Raw genomic sequence first — 21,780 nt, forward strand, 5'->3', positions numbered from 1 at the left:
GGGCGGTGGGGGCCAGGTCCTGGCCGTCCAGCAAATCTTGAGTCAGGTCGCTCATGTGGATGTGGGCGTCTCCGAGGCGGCCGACGCGGGGTCCGCCGCGGCTGCGGCGCGCCGCTCAGGCCAGCGGGTGGAGGTGGCGTCGGCCCGAACCGAGCTGACCCAGGTCTTCGCGAATCCGTCGGGTGACTTCACCGCCGAGATGGCGGTGCAGCCGCAGCGTGTGCACCGGGCCAACGGCTCCTGGGCTGACGTGGACCTCACGCTCATCCAGGATTCGGGTGGCTGGCGGCCTGCGGCGTCAGTCGCGGACGTGCGCTTCTCTGACGGAGGAGCCGCCGCGGCGGTGGTCCTGTCCCGGCAGGGCAGGTCGTTCTCCCTGTCGTGGCCGGGCGGCCTGCCCCGCCCGTCGGTGTCCGGCGACGCCGCGACCTACGCGGAGGTGCTGCCGGGCACGGACCTCGTGCTGCGCGCCACCCGGACGGGCTTCACGCACGTCTTCGTGGTCAAGACCCCCGAGGCCGCAGCGGATCCGCGCCTGCGCGAGCTCCGCTTCGACCTGGGTGGCGACGCGCAGGTGGTACGAGGGCGCGACGGCAACCTGTCCGCAGTGGCGGGCGACGAGGTCCTCGCCGCCGCGGAGAACGCCGTCATGTGGGACTCCCGTGCCGCTACCGCGCCGGCGGGCAACCGCTCGACGCAGACCTCAGCGACGGAGTCGGGCTCCGGTGGTGGGCCGTCGTCAGCGGCGGCGCCGGGTGACACGGCACGAACCGCCGCAGTCGTCGTCGAGGTCGCCGACGGGGACCTGCTCCTGCGTCCGGACACCACGTTGCTCGCACCGGGGAACGCCACCTTTCCGGTCTACATCGACCCGGCCTGGTCCACCGGCAAGTCACGCTGGGCGTACTCGACGAACAACAACAGCAACAACACCGACACCTCGGTCGCCCGGGTTGGCCGAGACCCGGATTCGGGAAAGCTGTACCGGTCCTACTTCGACTTCCCGTTGACCACGGTGCGGGGTAAGCACATCGAGTCGGCGTACGTGCAGATGAAGGTGGACCACTCCTGGTCCTGTGGCAACACCCCGACCTACCTGTACCACTCGGGGGGTATCGCCTCGACGCCGCGCACCAAGTGGGCACCGAAGTTGATCGGCCTGAAGTCCTCGGCCAATTCGCACGCCAACGAGGGCTCCGGGTGTTCCGACTCCCCGCAGCCCGACATGACCGTCAACTTCGGCGGGTCCGCGGTGACCAGCGTGATCCAGTCGTCCGCGACGAGCAGCGCCACCAACATCACCTTCGGTTTCTGCGCCTGTAGCGCCACCGACGGCTCGGGCGAGAGCACCACCGACCGGTACAAGAAGTTCTTCCCCGGCAACGCCAAGCTGGTGGTCGACTTCGACTCGATCCCCGGCAAGCCGAACAACCTGCAGATCGCGGGTGTGGCCTGCCCGGCCAACACGACGCTCGTCATCGGCACGCTGAAGCCGACGTTCTCCGCGATCTTCCCGGACGCCGACGGCACGCAGGCGTTGACGACGGGGTACGAGTGGGTTCAGGTGCCCGCCAACGGTCTGATCGACGCCTCGACGCCGCGCCGGGCCGCTCCCGCTGGGGCGTCGGTCCCCGCCGGAGGGCGCTCGACCACTGCCGCGACCACGGCCGGCGAGGGCGTCAAGTACGCGTTTCGTGCCAGGGCCACCGACCCCGCGCCTTACAGTCAGACCAGCGTCTGGTCCGACTGGTGCACGTTCCTGGCGGACACCAAGGTCCCACCGGTGACCGCCGTGCTGAGCGGCGGATCGACGGTGCCGGGCAGCACTGCCACCTTCACGATCCGGTCCACCGACCTCACGGTGACGAAGGTCGCGTACGGCTGGGTCAGCCCGGCCACCACACCGATCGCGGCGACCAGCGGCCTTGTGAACGTGCCACCGTACCCCCCGATCCGCGTGATGCAGGCGGTCGTCTCGCTCGTGGTGCCGAAGTACGGATTGAACACCCTCTACGTCTCGGCCACCGACGGCGCCGGCAACGTCGGCCATGGCTCGCTGGAGTTCACCGCGGCGCGTGTGGCGCCGGCTGTCGCCCGCTGGGGTCTGGAGACGTACCCCGGCGTCACGGCGGCCGACGCGCTCGACGACATGCAGCAGTCCGCGCCGTCGGGCCGCACCCCGTTGTCCTCGGGGAGCGTCTCGTGGACGGGGGACCTGCGGATGATCCGTGGTGAGACCGCCTCGTTCAACGGCACCTCGTCGGCCCTGGCGACGGCCGGACCGGTGTTGGACACCACCAGGTCGTTCAGCGTGGCGGGTTGGGTGCGACTGGGGGCGCTCCCGACCACTAGCGACATGGTCGTCGCCGCGCAGGCGGGCACCAGCACCACGGGGTTCCAGTTGGGGACGCGACTGGAGGGCTCCCCGGCGACGCCCCGCTGGTCGTTCCTCATGAAGGACACCGACCTGACCACCAGCACCAGCCGACCCGCTGTCAGTACCGCCCTGACCGCCGCGGACGTCGGTCGGTGGACGCACCTCGCCGGCGTCTACGACAAGACCGCCGGACAGGTCCGGCTGTACGTCAACGGCACGCTCACCGGCGAGGTCGCCCGGACCGCTACGGCCTGGAACGCGGGCGGCATCTTCACCGTCGGTCGCGGGTGGGCCGCGGGCTCTTCGATCAACTGGTTCAAGGGCAACCTGGCCGACGTGCAGGTCTATGACCGGGTCCTGGTCGCGCACGACTTCACCGGTCAGCTCGCCGAGGACCCGAATTCCGGTGGCTTCGACGAGCCGGGGATGCTCGCGGCGGTCAAGGTGGGTGACTGGAGCTTCGCCAACGGCAAGCCCTGCTACGAGGAGTCGTCCGACCCCACGCTGTGCAGCGCGCCGGAGGACGGCCAGTTCGGCCGCCGACTGGCGCTGACCCAGGGCGTCGACTTCGGCTCGCTGTCCGATGACAAGTTCCTGGCGCTGGACCGGCAGGGCATCGAGGATCCCGCCCAGCAGACAGTGGAGTACGGGCGCTCACAGGACAATCTCGCCGAGCCGCAGAACCCGGTCTGGCAGGACGGCCGTGTGCTGCGTACCGATCAGTCCTTCAGCGTGTCGGTCTGGGTCCGACCCGACGCGGAGGCGTTGGGCACCATGACCGCCGTCAGCCAGGCCGGCAGTCAACAGTCGGCCTTCTACCTCGGCCAGCGGGCCTTCACAGTGGGCAGCACGACCGAATACCGGTGGTGTCTCAGCGTCTTCGGTGTCGACGACGACGTCATCTCGGGCCAGACCGTGGAGGTCCCGATGTCGTTGCGGGCCCTGACCGAGGACGACCGGGCCAGGTGGACGCATCTGGTCGCCGTCTACGACGCGTCCCGGCGCGAGGTCCGGCTCTACGTCAACGGAAAGCAGGAGGGCATCAAGGGCTACGGCAGCGGCGCCTTCACCAGTGCCTTCAACGCGACCGGTCCGCTCGTCGTCGGTGCCGCCCGCTTCACCCCGGTGGGCGGGACGCCGCGTTGGGGCGACCTCTGGCAGGGCGACATCGACAAGCTCGGCCTCTATCAGGGGGCGCTGACCGGCGTGGCGGTCAAGACGCTCTTCGACGCGGAGTCACCGGAGTCGGTGGAAGCACCCGAGGACTGACGCTCTCGTACCCCCTCAGCTACCCGTAGCACGACACCTCGTGAGTGGAGGCATGGTGACTCGCTACCCCAAAAGCCGGGCCAAAATGACTTATAAGCCGCATAGCCGGATGCACGCGATCGTGGCAGGGATCCTCAGTGGGGCGCTCGTCGTCACCGGGCTGTCGGTCCCGGCGCAGGCCGCGCCGACCAGCCCCAAGCCCCAGACCGGTCAACGGGAGAAGCTCGACAAGGACGGCGCCACGGCCGACGGCCAGGCATGGCCCACCCGGGAGGTGCCAAGCGCTAAGCCGGCCGCGCCGGTGTGGCCGAAGCCGGGCAAGGCGACAGTGACGCTCCCGGCGAAGGCCCCGGCTGGGCAGGGCCGATCCGCGCCGGCGACGGTACGGGTCGGCGCGCTGCCGGTGTCGGTCACCAAGGCGGCCGGTGCGGCGGGTGCCCGGACCTCTGCGGTCTCGGTCGAGCTGCTCAACCGGGCGACGGTGCCGGCGCGGTGGCGCGACGGGTTGGTGCTGCGGGTCGACGACGCCGGCCAGGGCTCGGCGACCACCTCGTCGGCGGCCCCCGGTCAGCCGGGTGCGGCCACCGTCTCGGTGGACTACCGGAGCTTCCGGGACGCCTTCGGCGGCGACTGGGCATCCCGGTTGCGGCTGTTCCAGGTGCCGGAGTGTGGACTGCGCACCCCGGAGCGGGCCGACTGTGCCGCGACGCCGTTGGTGTCCCGCAACGACGGTGGCTCGGTCAGCGCCGAGGTACCGGTCACCGCTGGCGCCTCGACGGCGCGTTCCACCGGGGCGGCGTCCACACTGGTCGCACTCGCCGCGGGTAGTTCGGGTCCGGAGGGTGACTTCTCCGCCACGCCGATGGCGGCCAGCGCCACCTGGTCGGCGGGCACCTCGACCGGTGGCTTCTCCTGGTCGTACCCGATGCGGATGCCGCCGGCGATCGGCGGCCCGGCACCCAGCCTCGGCCTCTCCTACACCTCCGACGCCGTCGACGGACAGTCCGACGCGTCAAACAGTCAGCCGTCCTGGGCCGGCGAGGGCTTCAGCCTCTGGTCCGGCTACATCGAGCGCAGCTACGTGCCGTGCGCCGACGACATGAGCGGCGGGAACAACAGCACCAACCGTACGGGCGACCAGTGCTGGCGGTCGGACAACGCCACCATGTCGCTGAACGGCGGGGGCGGGGAGCTGATCTTCGAGACCGGCAAGGGCTGGCACAGCCGCAACGAGGACGGCTCGAAGATCGAGAAGAAGCTCAATGCCGCCAACGGCGATGACGACGGCGAACACTGGAAGGTGACGACGCCCGACGGCATGCAGTACTTCTTCGGCCTCAACAGCCTGCCGGGGCAGAGCACCACCACGAACTCCGCGTGGAACGTCCCGGTCGCCGGCAACCACACGAATGAGCCGTGCAACGCGGGCACGTTCACCTCGTCGTTCTGCAACCAGACCTGGCGGTGGAACCTCGACTACGTCGTCGACCCCCGTGGCAACACGCTGTCGTACTGGTACGAGAAAGAGGACAACTACTACGCCAAGAACGCCACGTCCACAAACAAGGCGCTCTACACCCGGGGCGGTTCGCTGCGGCGGATCGACTACGGCACCTGGGACCGTGGCACCACCGACCGTTCGGTCCAGCCGCTGGCCCAGGTCGTCCTCGACGTCGCGAACCGCTGCATCGTCGACTGCACGAACCGGGGCAACTGGAAGGACGTTCCCTGGGACCAGGAGTGCACGGCGGCGGCGGCGGACTGCAAGGAGAACTACGGCCCGACGTTCTGGACCACCAAGCGGCTGTCGGCCGTCACCACGAAGGTCTGGGACACCACCAAGACGCCCGACGACTGGCAACTGGTCGACTCCTGGACGTTGGGCCACACCTACCCGCCGGTGGGTGACGGCAGCGACCACGCCGGGATGTGGCTGGGCTCGTTGGTGCACAGCGGCCTGGTCGGGGGCACGGAGGTCATGCCGCCGGTGACCTTCGAGCCGATCTCGAAGCGGAACCGGGTGTTGAGCAAGAACAACACCAGCAACAACCGGATGCGGATCGGCAACATCATCACCGAGACCGGTGGGAAGATCCAGGTCACGTACAGCCAGGAGGACTGCAAGAGCAGCAGCCTGCCGTCCTCCCCGGAGAACAACACCCGCCTCTGCTACCCGGTGGTCGGGCCGGACCCGTACGAACCGGGCAAGGACCTCACCGAGTACTGGCACAAGTACGTCGTCACGCAGGTCTCCGAGTCCGACATCATGGTCAAGGTCGGCAGCACCGACCACGGCCAGCCGGTGCAGAACACGTACTACGACTACATCGGCAACCCGGCCTGGCATTACGCCGACGACAACGGCCTGGTCAAGCCGAAGCACAAGACGTGGAACCAGTTCCGCGGCTTCGGCCAGGTGCAGGTACGCAAGGGCGACGCCCCGGCGCAGACCCTGACCGAGACGACCTTCCTGCGGGGCATGCACGGAGACCGGCTGAACGCGAACGGTGACACCCGCACCGTCACTGTGGGCGCCTCGCTCGGCGGTGAGACGGTGTACGACGAGGACCAGTTCGCCGGCATGGTCCGCGAGCAGGTCGTCTACAACGGCACCAAGACCAAGCCGGTCAGCAAGACGGTCAATGTGCCGTGGCGTTCGGGTGCGACAGCGACCCGCACCATCAACAAGGACACGGTCACCGCCCGGTACGTCAACACGGCGATCACCTACAACGCCGTGGCGCTCGGAGCCAACGGCGCCTCCGGCTGGCGGACGTCGCGCAGCGTGTCGGATTTCGACGGCGCCTACGGCAGCACGAAGACCATCCAGTCCGACGGTGACGTCGCCAAGGCCGGCGACGAGACGTGCACCACCTACCTGTACAACCGCAACACCGGCGCGAACCTGATCCAGACGGTCAAGCAGATCACCGTCAAGGCGGTGCCCTGCGCCACCCCGCCGGCCAGCCAGGACGACATCGTCGCCGACGAGCGTAAGTTCTACGACGGCGCGACGAGCGTCGACACCCCACCGAGCCGGGGTGAGGTCACCCGGATCGACCGGCTCCAGGACTGGTCGGTCGGCGGTGGCACCGTCTGGCAGACCCTGAGCCAGGCCAGCTTCGACGTGTACGGGCGGCCGAAGACCGCCACCGACGCGCGTGGCCGTACGGTGACGACGGCGTACACCCCCGCGACCGGTGGGCCGGTCATGACGGTGACCACCAAGACCCCGGATCCGAACGGCGGCAGCGTCGACTGGGTCAACACCATCCAGACGCGGCCCTACTGGGGTCAGCCGATCCAGACCAAGGACTACAACGGTCGGCTCGCCGACATGGAGTACGACCCGATGGGTCGCCTCGCCAAGGGCTGGGCGGTCGGCTGGCCGCGCACTGCCCACCCGACCAGCCCGTCGGTCGACTACACCTACTCGTACGCGCCCAACCGGGACGCCTACCCGTACACCAGGAGCCGGGTGCTCAACGCCGGCGGCGGTTACCTGACGTCGTACGACATCAAGGACGCCTTCCTGCGGCCCCGCCAGACGCAGAGTGCCGGCGTCGGCGGCGACCGGGTGGTCACCGACACGCTCTACGACGCGACGGGTCGGGCAGTGACCACCTACCAGGCGCACGCCGAGCCGGGCGCGCCCGCCGGCGCGCTCTGGTGGGAGCCGGAGTGGTCGGTGTCGGCCGTGTCGAAGGCCGTCTACGACAACGCCTCCCGCGCGACCGACCAGGTGTTCTTCGGAACCGACGGGATCACCAACCTCGTCGAGAAGTGGCGCACCAGGACCGAGTACCTCGGCGACTCCACGGTGGTGACCCCGCCGGAGGGCGGCACCGTCACCACCACCAAGACCGACGTGCAGGGCCGGACCGTCGAGCTGCGGCAGCGGGCCGACAAGACCCAGGTCAAGCCGGACATCGTCACGACCTACACCTACAACCGCAAGAACCAGCTCACCCTCGTCCGGGACACCGGCGGAAACGAGTGGGTGAACGCGTACGACGTCAAGGGTCGCCAGATCAGCGCGAAGGACCCGGACAAGGGCACCACCACGACGTCGTACACCCAGTACGACCAGGTGGAGAAGACCACCGACGCCGCCAACAACGTCCTGGTGAACGATTACGACTCCATGGGGCGGCGCAAGGGCCTCTACGCCGGCAGCATCGCGGCCGGCAACAAGCTGGCCGAGTGGAAGTACGACAAGCTCTACAGCGGCAAGACGGTCCGCGGTCAACTGACCGAGAGCATCCGGTACGAGTCCGCAGGGTCGGCCAACGCCTACAAGTGGCAGGTGAGCGACTTCACCGACCGCTACCAGCCGGACGGCGCGAACTACGTCATTCCCACCAACGAGGCTCAGAACATCGCGGGGACCTGGTCCTACGCCTACGGATACTCCCCGTACGACGGCAGCCCGACGTCGATCACCTATCCCGGTGGTGGCGGCCTGACCACCGAGAAGGTGGAGACGAAGTACGACCCGACGACCGGTCTGCCCACGGAGTTGGCCACCAACCTGATCAACGTGGGCCGTTACGTGATCGGCCAGCAGTACACCCAGTACGGCGAGCCGACCCTCACCACCCGCAAGACCGACGGCGGCGTGTACGTCGAGGACAACACCTACTACGACCTGACCACCCGGCGCGTCGACCGGATGACGGTCAAGCCGGAGACCGGCGCCGGCACCGTGGTGGACGCCAACTACAAGCGGGACGCCATCGGCAACATCCTCTGGATCAAGGACACCCCACAGGTCGGCACGGCGGACACCCAGTGCTTCCGCTACGACGACCTGCGTCGGATGACAAACGCCTGGACGCCCAAGACGGGTGTCGACTGCGCGGCGGATCCGAGTGTGCCCAACCTTGGCGGGCCGGCACCGTACTGGCACGAGTGGACCCTCGACGCGGTCGGCAACCGCAGCACGGAGAAGGTGCACACCGCGGCGGGCGACACCAAGCGCGACTACACGACGCCGACCAGCGGAAAGAACGTCGTACGGCCGCACGCCGTCACCTCGGTCACCACGGAGGCGCCCGGCCAAGCCGCCGTCACGACCCAGTACGCCTACGACAACGTCGGCAACATGACCTGCCGGCCGGCGACCACCACCGCGAACAACTGCGCGACGGCGGCGAACTCGCAGACCCTCACGTGGAACGCCGAGGGCAAGCTCGCCACTGTGAAGGTCGGCGGTCAGACCGTCGAGACCAACATCTACGACGCCGACGGCGCGCGCCTGATCCGGCGTGACGCCACCGGCAGCACGCTCTACCTGCCGGGCCAGGAAATCCGGCGGGACAACAACTCCGTCCTCACCGGCACCCGCTACTACAGTTTCGCCGGCAAGATGGTCGGTAACCGTACGCCGAGCGCGCTGACCTGGCTCTACTCCGACCACCAGGGCACCCAGCAGACCGGCATCAACGCGGCGTCGCAGGCGGTCACCGTACGCCGCCAGACCCCGTACGGCGATCCTCGCGGCAGCCAGCCGCAGTGGACCAACAACAAGGGCTTCGTCGGAGGCGACAAGGACCCGACCGGCCTGACCAACATCGGGGCCCGGCAGTACGACACCGGTCTCGGGCGGTTCATCTCGGTCGACCCGGTGCAGGACCTGGCCGACCCGCAGCAGTGGAACGCCTACGCCTACAGCAACAACAGCCCGATCACGTTCTCCGACCCGACCGGCCTTCGGTCCTGCTCCGACGACGCCTGTGGCCCGGGTGCCGACTACGAGGACATGTACGGCAACTACGTCGAGGTCGCGGGCGACAACGACGGCTGCGGCGGCAGTTGCGGCGACGACGACTGGGCAGAGGCGCACGCCGCGCATGAGGCTGGTGGCGGCAACGGCGGCGGTGGCGGCAAGGGCGGCAAGGGCGGCGGCAAGAACGGCGGCCCGACCGACGAGGAGATCAAGCGGGCCAAGGAAGTCAAGAAGCAGAATGCCATCTCGATCATCATCAAGGCCGGTGGTCAGCTTCTGCTCGAGTTCTTCGGCATCAACGACATCCTGGACTGCATCCACGGCAATCTGATGGCCTGCGTCTACACGCTTGCCGGCATGCTGCCCATGGGCAAGGCCGCCCAAGTCATTCGCAAGGCCAAACCGATGGCCAAGGTGCTCGGCAAAGCGGCCAAGGCCCTGGTGAAGTGGTCCGAGGACACAAAATGGGCCGACGACGTCCTGGAGGCTGCCGAGAGTTGCCTGGTCAAACGGCACAGCTTCGCACCGGGGACGAAGGTCGTGCTGGCCGGCGGTGGTTACAAAGCCATCGAGGAGTTGCAAGAAGGCGACCTGGTCCTGGCCACCGACCCGGAGACCGGGAAGACCGCGGCTCGTGAGGTCACCCGCACCCACCTCAACGAGGATGCGGACCTGACGGACCTGACCGTCGCGGTGGCCGGCGCAGAGCCTTCCGTCATCAAGACCACGCAGCACCACCCGTTCTGGAGCGAGGACCGGAAGGACTGGATCGACGCTGCGGATGTGCAGGTCGGCGAGTCGCTGCGGGCCCTGGATGGCAAGGCGGTAAGCGTCCAGGCCGTCCGGTCGTACGCCGGCCTGGAGGCGATGCACGACCTCACGGTCGCGGACATCCACACGTACTATGTGGTAGCCGGTAGAACACCGGTACTCGTCCACAACTGCGGTGACGGCTTCACGCCCGCACCGTCAATGGCGGATCGACCTTATGGCCCGGTCGATGCCAGGATCCCGCTCGACGGCGATGGGCTCCCAGTAGGTGGTCATACGTCTGGAACGGGTCGGCCCCCCTGGACCGGTGGGGAACCGAATTCCGTTCACACTCGGACGGGCGGCGATGGAACCCCAGTACAGAACACGATCTACAATGGCGATGGCGATGCGGTTGGGCACTATGATTTTAAGGACCATGGAACAGGCGGTCCACATGGCCACATCATTGACCCGCCCGGTACGCCGGGTGGTGGTCATGGTGCGGGTGCTGCGCATATTCCGGGTCGGGACCTTCCGCCGGGATGGAATTTAAGGCCATGAGCTCACAGGAGGACAATTTAGGTGTCTGCGCGACTCGAGCAACGCGATGTCCAATCATTCCTGGAGCGGTTCATTCGCTTCGAGGATGGTGTTATCACGGGAGTTCGCCTGCACCTACCTCGTGTTCCGGTCGGTGATCGTACCGCTTCAGTTGAGATTCAGGTGATGGACGCGAGCGCTGAAAACGAATGGCGACTCGTGCGCTTGACCGTCAAGGGAGTCAGTGAATATCAGTTCGCATCGAGTGCGAAGTACTCGTACACAGTTCTGTCGGACGGGTTGAATATTGACTGCTCTCCCGGTCGATGCGTGGTTGACCTTGATCCCGGACCGGACGAATGGTTGCCGCAGAACATTGCACAAGGTGGGGAATACTCGAAGCAGTACTTGGTCGGTCTCTACTGTGAATACGAGATTCTGGACGGACCGTTAATCTAGCGTCAATTGATCTTGTTGAGCAGGATTATTCGCGGGTGCTTGTCGACCCGAAGGCGGTGGGAGCGGCAGATGTCGAGTCGACGTTTGCCGCTCCCGTGTGCGAATGCCTGGCTCGGCGAACAGTCGCGGAGGATCGGTCGATAGCGAAGAGCGATGAGAGCATTGCACTGGGCGTCGGCGTTCGCTTTTGGGTGACCGGGTTGCTGTCGGGCACCTAGCCTCTATGGGAATGGCTCGTCGCGTACCGGCGAGGGCGTCGATCCCCGGAGGTCGTCGGTCGATGGTGCTGGTCAGCGTTCTCGGACGACCGCGACCGGGCAGTGGGCGTGCTGGATGAGCTGTTGGCTGACCGAGCCGAGCAGCATTCCGGCCAGCCCACCCCGGCCGCGGCTGCCGACCACCACCAGCCGCGCGTCCCGGCTCGCCTCGATCAGCATCGCGGCCGGGTTGGTCGACGCCAGGTCGACGGTCACCGCCAGCTCGGGGAACGTCCGCCGCCACGGCTCCAGCGCCTGCTCCACGGCGGCCCGCTCGTCGGGCACCCCGGCCGCCCCGCCGGGGCCCGGTGTCCAGGCGTGCAGGACGCGCAGCGGCAGTTGCCGCTGCGCGGCCCGTTCGGCAGCGAAGCCGAGCGCCACCAGCGACGGTTCCGAGCCGTCCACCCCGACCGCCACCTGGCGGCCCGACGTGTCGGTCACGGCGCTGTCGGCCCCGTCCCGGACCACCACGACCGGGCAGTGGGCGTGCGCGGCGACCGAGACCGCCGTCGACCCGGCCAGCAGGCCGCCGAAGCCGCCGTGACCCCGGCTGCCCAGCACCAGCATCCCGGCCTCGGCCGAGCGTTCCTGCAACACCAGCGCGGGCGGCCCGTCGTACACCTCGCCGGTGATCCGCAGCCCGGGGTTGGCCGCGGTGGCGTCCGCCGCGGCCTTGCGGACCAGGTCCTCGACCTGCCGACGGGCGGTGTCGTCCGGCCACACGCCGGGGGCCACGCCCGGGCCGACCCAACTGGCCACTGTCAGCCATTCGAAGACGTACGCCAGCCGCACCGGCTGACCGCTGTGCCGCGCCTCCTCCACTGCCCAGTTCAGGGCCACCGAGGCGTCGGTGGAGCCGTCGTAGCCGACCAGGATCTCCGCGTCGCGCACGTCGTCCTCCTTCAGGGGGTGGTCGGGTCGGTTTCGCGGACCCAGCGCCATTCGGCCACCTGGGGGTCGTCCTCGCCGTACTGGCGGGTGTAGTCGCGGGCCGCCTGGCGGGCGTCGACCATCCGTTGGCGCAGGTGCGCGGCGCTGGCGGCCAGCCCGGGCACCCGGTCGATGACGTCGATGACCAGGTGGAAGCGGTCCAGGTCGTTGAGCATCACCATGTCGAACGGAGTGGTGGTGGTGCCCTCCTCCTTGTAGCCGCGCACGTGCAGGTTGTCGTGGTTGCTGCGGCGGTAGGTGAGTCGGTGGATCAGCCACGGATAACCGTGGTACGCGAAGATGACCGGCCGGTCCTCGGTGAAGATGGTGTCGAACTCGTTGTCGGTCAGGCCGTGTGGGTGCTCGGTGTCCGGCTGGAGCCGCATCAGGTCGACCACGTTGACCAGACGCACCTTCAACGTCGGCAGGTTCTGGCGCAGCAGCTCGACGGCTGCCAGCGTCTCCAGGGTGGGCACGTCTCCGCAGCAGGCGAGCACCACGTCCGGTTCGGTGCCGCCGTCGTTGCTGGCCCACTCCCAGATGCCCAGGCCACGCCGGGTGTGCTGGATCGCCTCGGTCATCGTCAGCCAGTTCGGGGCGGCCTGCTTACCGGCCACCACCACGTTGATGTAGTGCCGGCTGCGCAGACAGTGGTCCATCGTGGCGAGCAGCGTGTTGGCGTCCGGCGGCAGATAGACCCGCACCACCTCGGCCTTCTTGTTGACGACGTGGTCGATGAAGCCCGGGTCCTGGTGGGAGAAACCGTTGTGGTCCTGCCGCCAGACGTGGCTGGAGAGCAGGTAGTTCAGCGAGGCGATCGGCTGCCGCCAGGGGATGGCCCGGGTCACCTTCAGCCACTTGGCGTGCTGGTTGAGCATCGAGTCGACGATGTGGATGAACGCCTCGTAACTGGTGAACACGCCGTGCCGACCGGTCAGCAGGTAGCCCTCCAGCCAGCCCTGGCACAGGTGCTCGGAGAGCACCTCCATGACCCGCCCGTCGGGGGAAAGGTGGTCGTCGCCGGGCACCGTGGCGGCCACCCAGGCCCGGTCGGTCACCTCGAACGCCGCACCCAGTCGGTTGGACGCGACCTCGTCCGGGCCGAACAGCCGGAACGTCTCCGGATTGGCGCTGATGACGTCGCGGATCCAGGGGCCGAGCACCCCTGTCGCGCCGGCGATCGGCGTACCCGGTTCGGGAACCTCCACGCCGTAGTCGCGGAAGTCCGGCAGGGTCAGGTCGCGCAGCACCACGCCGCCGTTGGTGACCGGGTTGGCGCTCATCCGCCGGTCACCGCGCGGTGGAAGCGTCAGCAGTTCCTCCACCGGCGCGCCAGTCGCGTCGAACAGCTCCTCCGGCCGGTAGCTGCGCAGCCAGCGCTCCAGCTCGGCCCGGTGCGCAGGGTTGTCGCGTACGCCCGACAGGGGCACCTGGTGGGCGCGGTAGGTGCCCTCCACCTGGGTGCCGTCGACCTCACGCGGGCCGGTCCAGCCCTTCGGCGTCCGCAGGATGATCATCGGCCAGCGGGGACGTTCGACGACGCCTCCGGAGCGGGCCCGCCGCTGGATCTCGGCTATCTCGCCCAGCACACGGTCCAGCGTCGCGGCGAGGGCCCGGTGCACCCGGGCGGGCTCGTCACCGGCCACCACGTACGGCTGGTAGCCCGAGCCGCGCATGAGGTCGAGCAGGTCGGCCTCGGGAATCCGGGACAGCACGGTCGGGTTGGCGATCTTGTAGCCGTTGAGGTGCAGGATGGGCAGCACCGCGCCGTCGCGCGCCGGGTTGAGGAACACGTCGGAGAGCCAACTGCCGGCCAGCGGCCCGGTCTCCGCCTCGCCGTCGCCGATCACGCAGGCCACCAGCAGGTCCGGGTGGTCGAACGCGGCGCCGTAGGCGTGGCTCAACGCGTACCCGAGTTCGCCGCCCTCGTGGATCGAACCCGGCACGTCCGCCGCGACATGGCTGGGGATGCCGCCCGGGAAGGAGAACTGGCGGAAGAGCCGGGACATCCCGGCCTCGTCGCGGGCCACGTCGTGGTAGCGCTCCGACCAGGTGCCCTCCAACCAGGTGTTGGCCACGATGGCCGGTCCGCCGTGACCGGGGCCGGTGACCAGCATGGCGTTGAGGTCGCGCGCCACGATCACCCGGTTGAGGTGGGCGTAGATCAGGTTGAGACCGGGACTGGTGCCCCAGTGCCCGAGCAGCCGGGGTTTGATGTCGTCGGGGGTCAGCGGCTCGCGCAGCAGCGGATTGTCCAGCAGGTAGATCTGCCCGACGGTGAGGTAGTTCGCGGCGCGCCAGTAGGCGTCCAGCCGGCGCAGCTCGTCGTCGGTGAGGGCGTGGTGCACGTCGAGAGCGGTCTCCATCATGCTGCCTCTCGCGGGTAGGAGTGGGGCGTCCAGCCTGGCCACTGCGGACGCCCCGGGTCAGGGCTGTTTGTCCCGCTCCGGGCGGGCGTCGGGCGCGGTCAGCGGCGCCTCGGCCAGGCCGCGGACGACGACCACCGGGGCCGGGGAGTGGTAGAGCAGGGACTGGGCGACCGCCCCCAGCATGGCCCGGCCCGGTTCGTCGCCGCGGGCGGCGACCAGCGCCACCTGCGCGTTGCGGGACGTGTCGATCAGCACGTCGGCGGGGTCACCGCGTACCACCCGGCACTCGGTCGGCACCGTGTTGTCGCGGCCGGTGTGCCGGTCCAGTGCTTCGGTGAGCTGCTCGGCTACCGCGTCGGCGTCCTCGTCGTACTCGACCACCCGCAGCGCCAGCAGTCGGCCGCCCCGGCGGGCCGCGCACCGCACGGCCCATTGCAGGGCGAGGTGTGAGCTGGGCGAGCCGTCGACGCCCACCAGCACCGGGCCCTGCGGCGGCGGCTCACGTCGGACCACCAACAGGGGGCAGCCGGCGCGCGCGGCCAACTGCACGGCGGTCGTCTCGGCCGGAACGCACTGGCCGCTGCCCGCCATGCCGCTGTCGCCGACGGCCAGCAGGAAGGTGCCCTCCGAGCGGCGGATGAGGGTGGGCAGCATCGCGCTCTCGACGATCTCCCCGCGTACGGTCAGCCCCGGCTCGGTCTGGTGGGCGAGTTGTGCGGCGCGGGTGATCAGTTTTTCGGCCTGGTCCCGGGGTGCGGCGACGGTGTCCGCGGCGAAGGCCGCGCGCCAGTCGAAGGTGTGCAGCAGGTGCAGTGGCCGGCCGTGTCCGGCGGCCTCCTGAGCGGCCTGTTCGACGACCGGGAGGTCGAGTTCCGACCCGAGGCCGACCAGCACCGCTGCGTCGGCGGGTGCGGCCATCCGATATCACCTCCCGGGCGTCGCGCCCGGCACGACCAAGCTGTCCCTGACTGAGGGTAGTCGGATGTGCCCGGTGGCGGGCGGGATCGGATGGCTCGGCCGGTCAGGTCGGTGCGGACCTGAGTGTGTCCACAACCGGACGCCGTGCGGCAACCATCGCGGGGATGGCGGTGAGCGCGGCGATGGCGAGCAGGACTCCGAGCGCGGTGGCGAGCAGGGAGGAACCGGGTGGGTACTGGACTTCGCCGGTGCTGACCAGCGTAACGAGCCCGACGCCGGCCGGGATCCCCACTGCGACGCCGGGTATGGCTGGAAGCAGTTGCGCTACCGCCAGCCCCAGGCCTGCCTGCGCGGGCGTCGCACCGAGCGTCCGCGCGACGGCCAGTGGCTGCCGGGCGTCGAGGACCGCGCCCAAGGCGCTCACGACGGCGTTGATGAGCGCGAGAATGCACAGCACGACGGTGAGCACGAGCGTGGCCTGCTCGCCCCGTTCCACCCGGGGGTTGGCGAGTTCGGTGTAGCCGAGGTCGAAGTGCACCGCCTGGCTGTTGACCATGAAAACGCCGACGAGCGTGGTTGTGGTGATCAGGGCGTTCACGGTGACCAGCCGGGCGCGGCGCGGCCGGCGCGCGTTGATGCGTACCCCGATCAGCAGGGGGGTGGGCAGCCGCCGTGACAGCCAGATGCGCCACCGCCGACGCCGCGGTGGTGTTGCGGCGTCGGCGAGCGCGTGAACGGTGCTGGTGGTGGCGGCGCGCAACACCGGCACCAGAGTCGCCGCCACAGCGATCGCGAGGGCAAGGACCACGACGGCGACCACCATGCGTAGCGCAGGTGGCTGGGCGTTGACGGAGCCGATGAGCCCGGCGCTGGGGCGGATCAGCGCGGGTGCGGCGAACCAGCCCGCGGCGGCGGCCGCAAGCCCGATCACGAGGTACTCGGCGAGGTGGACGGCGGCGATCATGGCTGGGCCGGCGCCGACGGCCTTGAGCAGCCCCACCCGGCGACGTTGGCCGATGATCCGGCCCGCGACGATGCCGGCGACACCGGCCAGCGCAAGGCCGTTGAGCAGCCAGCTGCCGACGAGCAGGGCGATCTGCGCGTCGCTGTACAGCCGACCGTTGAGGTAGCTGATCGCCTGCCAGGTGGTGAGCTGGTCGCCGATGGGGTACGTGCTGCTGGCCGCCGGGTCGGCGAGTTTGAGATTGAGGGTGTACGACAGGGGCTGGCTGCCGGCGAGCGTGGCGATGTTGCTGTGGTCGACCCAGACCAGGCCGCCGCGCTCGACCAGGACGCTGCCGGGATAGTGCCACCCGGCGTACGGGTACGTCGCTCTCGCGGCGGTGACCGCGGTCCCGATCACGCGCAGCGGATGGCCGCCGATGTTGACCGTGTCGCCGATGCGGATGCCGAGGGCGTCGGCGAAGGCGCGCTCGGCGACCACGCCGCCGGGGCGTACCCAGGTGCCGTCGGTCACGGCGGGCCGGTCGATCGATGCGGGTGCGGTGTCCCGGCCCGCCACGACGGTGTGCGCGGACTTGCCGTGGGCCGTCATCGTCAGGTAGGCGATCGGGAAGGGGCCGCTGTGATCGGTGACGCCGGCCCCGGTACTAAGCGATGCGAGTTCGTCCAGTGCGGCCTGGCCGGTGGCCCGGGGTGTCACGATCACGTCCGGGCCGGCGGTGGCCGTCCGGGTCTGTTGGTACGGCCGGTCCGCGAGTTCGTTGAGGGTGAGGCCGACGGTCAGTGTGGCGGTGGCGGCGGTGATCGCGGTCAGAAGCAGGACGGTTTCGGTTCGGCGACGGCGCAGGTCGCGCATCAGCAGCCGGCAGACGAGCAGGAGGCGGCCGGCCATGTCAGCTCCGCCCGCCGTAGAGGGTGCCGGTGGCGGTGCTGGCAAGTCGGTTGTCGTCGACGAACGCGCCGTCACGCATGGCGATCACCCGGTCGGCGACCGGCGGCGATGCGGGGGTCGTGGGTGACCACCACGAGGGTCTGTCCTGCGGTGCGTAGCTCCTCGAACAGCCGCAGCACGTCCAGGGTGGCGGCGCTGTCCAGGTTGCCGGTGGGTTCGTCGGCCAGCACGACCAGCGGCTCGTTGCTCAACGCGCGGGCGATGGCGACCCGCTGGCGCTGCCCACCGGACAGTGCCGAGGGCAGGTGCGTGGCGCGGTCGGCCAGCCCCACCCGGTCCAGCAGATACATCGCCCGCTTGCGGGCCCTGCCTGGTGAATGGCCGGCCAGCAGCGCGGCCAGCTCCACATTCTCGACCGCGGTGAGCTCGTCCATGAGGTGGAACGACTGGAAGACGAACCCGAGGCTGTCACGCCGCAGCCGGGCCAGGGCCCGTTCGCTCATCGTGTCGATCCGACGGTCGGCCAGCCACACCTCACCGCCGGTCGGGCGTTGCAGCCCGCCGAGCAGGTACAGCAGGGTGGACTTGCCGCAGCCGCTGGGCCCCATCACCGCCAGCGACTGCCCGGCCGGCACGTTCAGGTCGACCTCGTCGACCGCGCGGACCAGCGCGTGCTCGTCGCCGTAAAGCATGCTCAGGCCATGCGCCTGCAATACCGTCGACCCGGTCACGCCCCCGCCTTCCGTCCGGTCGGATCAAGTTCAGCCCATAGGCGTTCGCACGCCTCCAGCCATTCCAGGTCGGCCCGCAGCCGCAGCACGACACCCTCCAGCAGTAGCCCGGCAACCGGATCCACCGATCGCTCCAACGCGGCCCGTTGGGCGTCGCGCAGCCGGCGCAGCACCTCACGCCGCTGGGCGTCAACCAGGGCCACCGGATCGGCCAGCCGGGCTGTCGCGGCAGCGACCAGCTTGAGGTGAAACTCCGCGAGGTCCGGCTTCGGCCAGTTCACTTCGGCCAGCCAGGTGGCGACTCGCTGCTGCCCCTCCGGGGTCAGCGCGTACACCCGGCGTTCGGGCCGGTCCGGTAGGCCCTCGGCCCGCTGCGAGGTCACCAGCCCTGCCTTGCCGAGGCGGGTCAGCGTCACGTAGATCTGCCCGGCGTTCATCGCCTCGCCCAGCGGGCCCAGCGCGGCACGCAGCCGGCTGCGCAGCTGGTATCCGTGCGCCGGCTCCTTGGCCAGCATGGCCAACACCACGTCCTGCACCGAGCACATCCTTCGTCTAGATCGTTTATGGATAACGGCTATCTATAGCGCTGTCAAGTCGGTGGTGGGGTGCGGCGGACGGAACAGGCAAGCGTTCGTCAACCAGGGTTGACACGAGGCGCGCTGTCAACGTATGTTGACGGCATGAGTCAGGCGACAGAACTCGCGGCGGCAGCCGGCAGCACCGACCCCCGGGTCGGGCTGCGCGCCGTCCGCGCGCTACGCCGGCTCCTCGAGCGGCTCGAGGTGGTCCAGGTGGACAACGCCCGACGGCAGGGCTGGTCCTGGCAGGAGATCGCCGACGCGCTCGAGGTCAGCCGGCAGGCAGTGCACAAGAAGCACGCCGGGCGACCGGCGGTCAACTCATCCTGGGAGGCGTGATGTTCGAACGGTTCACCGACCGGGCGCGCGACGTGGTGCGCCGGGCGCTGGAGGAGGCACGGGTCGAGGGTCAGCGGCCGGTCGGCACCGAGCACCTGCTGCTCGCCCTGCTCGCCGACGAGGCCGGGCTGGCCAGCCGGGTGCTCGCCGACGCCGGGGTGCGCGCCGACGACCTGCGCGACCGCGTCCGCCGGCACACCGCCAGCGGGGGCGCCGGCCTCGGCGACGCGGACGCGGCGGCGCTGCGGGAGATCGGCATCGACCTGGCCGCGATCGTGGCCCGCATCGAGCAGTCCTTCGGCCCGGACGCGCTACGGGAGGCGGTGCCGGCGCCACGCCGCCGCTGGGGGCGGAAGCGGTACCTCGGCGGGCCGTTCTCGCCCCGCTCGAAGAAGGCGCTGGAGCTGTCCCTGCGGGAGGCCCTTCGCCTGCGCCACCGCCACATCGGCACCGAGCACATCCTGCTCGGGGTGCTCCGGGAGGGCAACGGGCTCGGCGCCTTGGTGCTCACCGAGTCCGGGGTCGACCTCGACGATCTGCGCCGGCGGGTGGAGCTCGCACTGCGGGCGGCGGCCTGACGGGTGGGGCCGGGTTGAAACCTGTCTGTGGCACTTCCGACGCGCGTCGGTCGCCGGGTCGCTGAAGCCGTCCGGGTGCTGCACACTGGCGCCGTGGATGCTGGACAGGACAGGCGGCCCTCGGGCGGCGACGGCGGGTTGCGCTCCGCTGTCGTGGTCAACCCGGTCAAGGTCGACGATCTCGACGAGTTGCGGCGGACCGTCGACGACGCCCTGACCGCGGCCGGCTGGCCCGCGCCGCAGTGGTACGAGACGACAGTCGACGACCCGGGTCGCGGCCAGACCGAGCAGGCCGTCAAGGACGGCGTCGACCTGGTCTTCGCCTGCGGGGGCGACGGCACCGTGATGTCCTGCGTCAGCGGGTTGGTCGGCACCGATGTGGCCCTCGCCGTGCTGCCGCAGGGCACCGGCAACCTGCTCGCCGCCAACCTGGGGCTCTCCACCGACCTGGCCGCCGGGTTGCAGGTCGCCGTCGAACGCGGCCGACGGCTGCTCGACGTCGGTGCCGTCGAGGACAAGTACTTCACAGTGATGGCAGGTATGGGTTTCGACGCCCAGATGCTCGAAGCCACGAACGAGACCACAAAGGCCCGCATCGGCTGGCCCGCGTACGTGGTGGGTGCTGCCCGCCACCTCCGGGACCGGCCGATGCGGGTGCAGATCCGCATCGACGACAGGCCGCCGCTGCGCCGCCGGGCCCGTTCGGTCCTGATCGCCAACGTCGGCCGGCTGCAGGGCGGCGTGACCCTGCTGACCGAGGCCGAGCCGGACGACGGCTGGCTGGACGTCGCCGTGCTCACCCCGCGCAACCTGCGGCACTGGCTCGCGCTCGGCTGGGCGGTGATCCGCCGCAGCGGCCAGGTGCCGCAGCTGGAGATTTTCCGGGGCCGGCGGGTGGTGGTCACCAGCAACCGGGCGCAGCCCCGGGAGTTGGACGGCGACCTGATCTCCCCGGGCCGCCAGTTGCGGGCCGAGGTCCGACCGCAGGCGCTCTGGCTCTGTGTCCCCCAGCCCGAGGACGCTCCCGACCTGGCCGTCGACGCGCAAGGTGCCGGGGAGCGGGGCGAGCAGCTGATTGAGGAAGCCCGCAGTGAGTAGTACCCGGATCGTGCCGGAGACCCGGCTGATGGCCGACGAGGAGCTGTCCGCCGACGACGCCTGGCACACACTGCGCAGGCAGGGCGGCTGGCACCTGCTGCGGGACGCGTTCATCCGGTTCCGCTACGGCGACGGGTTCAGCCACTCCCGGGCATTCGCGCTGCAACTCTGCCTCGCCGTGGTGCCGTTCCTGATCGCCCTCACCGGCCTGATCAGCGAGCTGGGCGTCGAGGAGGGCGGCCAGGTCGTGGCCGACACCGTCCTTGCGCTCACCCCCGGCCAGAGCGCGCAGATGGTCGGCGAGCTGCTCGGCGAGGGCGAACGCGTCGAGGACGCCGGGGAGCTGGCGCTCACCCTCGGTCTGCTCACCGGCCTGTTCGCGCTCACCACCACGATGGCCCAGATCGAGCGGGGCGCCAACCGCATCTACGGCGTCGAGCGGGACCGCCCGGCACTGCGCAAGTACCTACGGGCCGCCGTGCTGGCCGTCACCGCCGGCCTGCCCGCGCTCGCCGGCTTCCTGATCCTGGTCGGCGGCGGCGCGATGGGCGACTCGGTCCGCGAACACTACGAGTGGGGCGCTGTCGCCAACGGCATCTGGGACGTGATCCGCTTCCCGCTGAGTCTCGTGCTGACCGTCGTCGCCGTCGCCGTGCTGTTCCGGCACGCGCCGCGCCGCAACCAGCCCGGCCTGTCCTGGCTGCTGTTCGGCGCCGGCATCGCCACGGCGCTGTGGTGGCTGGCCAGCCTGCTGCTCGCCGCGTACGTGCGGTTCAGCGACGGCTTCGGGCAGACCTACGGCGCCCTGACCGGCATGATGGCGCTGCTGCTCTGGGCCAATCTGACCGGGATGGCGCTCTTCGGCGGGCTGTCCTTCGCCGCCCAACTGGAGGCGCTGCGCATCGGTGCGCGGGAGCCCGCCCAACCGGATCTGTGGGAGCCCGACCCGGACCGCGCCGAGCTGTACGACACCGGTGACATGTCGGCGCTCTAGCGGCACC

At 69.8% G+C, this 21,780-nt stretch carries 13 protein-coding genes; 7 read left to right on the forward strand and 6 right to left on the reverse strand.

Annotated elements, in window-relative coordinates; translation table 11 throughout:
- The first annotated feature begins 61 nt into the window (after nucleotides 1–61).
- The 3 genes from AB0C20_RS15050 (at nucleotide 62) to AB0C20_RS15060 (ending at nucleotide 11,126) form a co-directional block, all read left to right on the forward strand.
- The gene (locus AB0C20_RS15050; protein ID WP_357568185.1) at nucleotides 62–3,646 is read left to right on the forward strand and encodes a LamG domain-containing protein; all 3,585 of its coding nucleotides are present in this window, start codon (nucleotides 62–64) and stop codon (nucleotides 3,644–3,646) included.
- Nucleotides 3,647–3,755: 109 nt separating this feature from the next.
- Nucleotides 3,756–10,688, forward strand: a complete 6,933-nt coding sequence (locus tag AB0C20_RS15055) for a polymorphic toxin-type HINT domain-containing protein (protein WP_357568186.1) — start codon at nucleotides 3,756–3,758, stop codon at nucleotides 10,686–10,688.
- 21 nt (nucleotides 10,689–10,709) lie between these two features.
- On the forward strand, nucleotides 10,710–11,126 hold the full coding sequence (locus AB0C20_RS15060; protein WP_357568187.1) for a hypothetical protein: 417 nt from the start codon (nucleotides 10,710–10,712) through the stop codon (nucleotides 11,124–11,126).
- Between the two features lie 290 nt (nucleotides 11,127–11,416).
- Here AB0C20_RS15060 and AB0C20_RS15065 read toward each other — a convergent pair whose 3' ends face one another.
- From AB0C20_RS15065 to AB0C20_RS15090, 6 genes are all read right to left on the reverse strand, one after another.
- Nucleotides 11,417–12,274, reverse strand: a complete 858-nt coding sequence (locus AB0C20_RS15065; protein ID WP_357568188.1) for a universal stress protein — start codon at nucleotides 12,272–12,274, stop codon at nucleotides 11,417–11,419.
- 11 nt (nucleotides 12,275–12,285) lie between these two features.
- The gene (locus tag AB0C20_RS15070; RefSeq protein ID WP_357568203.1) at nucleotides 12,286–14,679 is read right to left on the reverse strand and encodes a phosphoketolase family protein; all 2,394 of its coding nucleotides are present in this window, start codon (nucleotides 14,677–14,679) and stop codon (nucleotides 12,286–12,288) included.
- Between the two features lie 60 nt (nucleotides 14,680–14,739).
- Nucleotides 14,740–15,600 (reverse strand): universal stress protein, encoded by an 861-nt coding sequence (locus AB0C20_RS15075; protein ID WP_357568189.1) that lies wholly within the window; start codon nucleotides 15,598–15,600, stop codon nucleotides 14,740–14,742.
- A 103-nt stretch (nucleotides 15,601–15,703) separates the two neighbouring features.
- Nucleotides 15,704–17,455: an FtsX-like permease family protein gene (locus AB0C20_RS15080; RefSeq protein WP_357568190.1), complete on the reverse strand. Its 1,752-nt coding sequence runs from the start codon at nucleotides 17,453–17,455 to the stop codon at nucleotides 15,704–15,706.
- Between the two features lie 71 nt (nucleotides 17,456–17,526).
- Complete coding sequence (locus AB0C20_RS15085; RefSeq protein WP_357568191.1) at nucleotides 17,527–18,186, reverse strand: ABC transporter ATP-binding protein; 660 nt, start codon at nucleotides 18,184–18,186, stop codon at nucleotides 17,527–17,529.
- Nucleotides 18,183–18,722, reverse strand: coding sequence for a PadR family transcriptional regulator (locus AB0C20_RS15090; RefSeq protein ID WP_238690953.1), 540 nt, complete (start codon nucleotides 18,720–18,722; stop codon nucleotides 18,183–18,185). The genes AB0C20_RS15085 and AB0C20_RS15090 overlap by 4 nt, the downstream gene beginning before the upstream one ends.
- Nucleotides 18,723–18,866: 144 nt before the next feature.
- Here AB0C20_RS15090 and AB0C20_RS15095 point away from each other — a divergent pair, with 144 nt between their 5' ends.
- The 4 genes from AB0C20_RS15095 (at nucleotide 18,867) to AB0C20_RS15110 (ending at nucleotide 21,773) form a co-directional block, all read left to right on the forward strand.
- The gene (locus AB0C20_RS15095; RefSeq protein WP_007457155.1) at nucleotides 18,867–19,103 is read left to right on the forward strand and encodes an HTH domain-containing protein; all 237 of its coding nucleotides are present in this window, start codon (nucleotides 18,867–18,869) and stop codon (nucleotides 19,101–19,103) included.
- A complete protein-coding gene (locus tag AB0C20_RS15100; RefSeq protein WP_357568204.1) occupies nucleotides 19,103–19,681 on the forward strand; it encodes a Clp protease N-terminal domain-containing protein in 579 nt (192 codons plus the stop codon). The genes AB0C20_RS15095 and AB0C20_RS15100 overlap by 1 nt, the downstream gene beginning before the upstream one ends.
- A gap of 93 nt (nucleotides 19,682–19,774) precedes the next feature.
- Nucleotides 19,775–20,779 carry a diacylglycerol kinase family protein gene (locus tag AB0C20_RS15105; protein ID WP_357568192.1) on the forward strand — a complete coding sequence of 335 codons (1,005 nt, stop codon included), beginning with the start codon at nucleotides 19,775–19,777 and terminating at the stop codon, nucleotides 20,777–20,779.
- Nucleotides 20,772–21,773, forward strand: a complete 1,002-nt coding sequence (locus AB0C20_RS15110) for a YihY/virulence factor BrkB family protein (protein WP_357568193.1) — start codon at nucleotides 20,772–20,774, stop codon at nucleotides 21,771–21,773. The genes AB0C20_RS15105 and AB0C20_RS15110 overlap by 8 nt, the downstream gene beginning before the upstream one ends.
- The last annotated feature ends 7 nt before the right edge of the window (nucleotides 21,774–21,780 follow it).

Origin of the sequence: Micromonospora sp. NPDC048843 (genome assembly GCF_040649965.1) — a bacterium.
Taxonomy (GTDB): domain Bacteria; phylum Actinomycetota; class Actinomycetes; order Mycobacteriales; family Micromonosporaceae; genus Micromonospora; species Micromonospora hortensis.

What these genes read in the sequence shown, in the direction of transcription:
- AB0C20_RS15100 (WP_357568204.1), top strand. Translation starts at nt 19,103, where the DNA reads ATGTTCGAACGGTTCACCGACCGGGCGCGCGACGTGGTGCGCCGGGCG.
- AB0C20_RS15070 (WP_357568203.1), bottom strand. Translation starts at nt 14,679, where the DNA reads ATGGAGACCGCTCTCGACGTGCACCACGCCCTCACCGACGACGAGCTG.
- AB0C20_RS15080 (WP_357568190.1), bottom strand. Translation starts at nt 17,455, where the DNA reads ATGGCCGGCCGCCTCCTGCTCGTCTGCCGGCTGCTGATGCGCGACCTG.
- AB0C20_RS15055 (WP_357568186.1), top strand. Translation starts at nt 3,756, where the DNA reads ATGCACGCGATCGTGGCAGGGATCCTCAGTGGGGCGCTCGTCGTCACC.
- AB0C20_RS15075 (WP_357568189.1), bottom strand. Translation starts at nt 15,600, where the DNA reads ATGGCCGCACCCGCCGACGCAGCGGTGCTGGTCGGCCTCGGGTCGGAA.
- AB0C20_RS15095 (WP_007457155.1), top strand. Translation starts at nt 18,867, where the DNA reads ATGAGTCAGGCGACAGAACTCGCGGCGGCAGCCGGCAGCACCGACCCC.